Below are 302 nucleotides of genomic sequence, written 5' to 3'. Positions count from 1 at the left end.
CAAAGGTAATGTCCTGCCCGCCCAGCACGATGCTGCCCTCGTCGGCAATGAAACCGCCGGTGATGGCGTAGAACATGGTGGATTTGCCCGCGCCGTTGGAGCCCACGATGGTGGCAAAGTCGCCTGCTTCCATGTGCAGGCTCACACCGTTCAGGGCCACCTTTTCGTTGACGGTTCCGTGATTAAAGGTCTTGTGCAGGTTGTTCAGTTCCAGCATTTCCATCTCAGTGCACCTCCTTCCGGGCATTGTGCTTGCGCTGCTCAAAGGCAAACTTTGCCCGGATGGCGGGCATCGAGATGGC

1 protein-coding gene is annotated in these 302 nt (G+C 57.9%); it reads right to left on the bottom strand.

Going from position 1 to position 302, the window contains the following annotated elements; genetic code table 11:
* On the bottom strand, window positions 1-217 hold a 217-nt coding region (locus P0G09_RS18625), incomplete at its 3' end, for an ATP-binding cassette domain-containing protein (protein ID WP_342760566.1).
* Window positions 218-302 lie beyond the last annotated feature (85 nt).

This window comes from Faecalibacterium sp. DFI.5.82 (assembly GCF_029076575.1).
Taxonomy (GTDB): Bacteria; Bacillota; Clostridia; order Oscillospirales; family Ruminococcaceae; genus Faecalibacterium; species Faecalibacterium duncaniae.
Note: the sequence above shows the minus strand (reverse complement) of the source record. Positions and strands in the feature narration are given on the sequence as shown.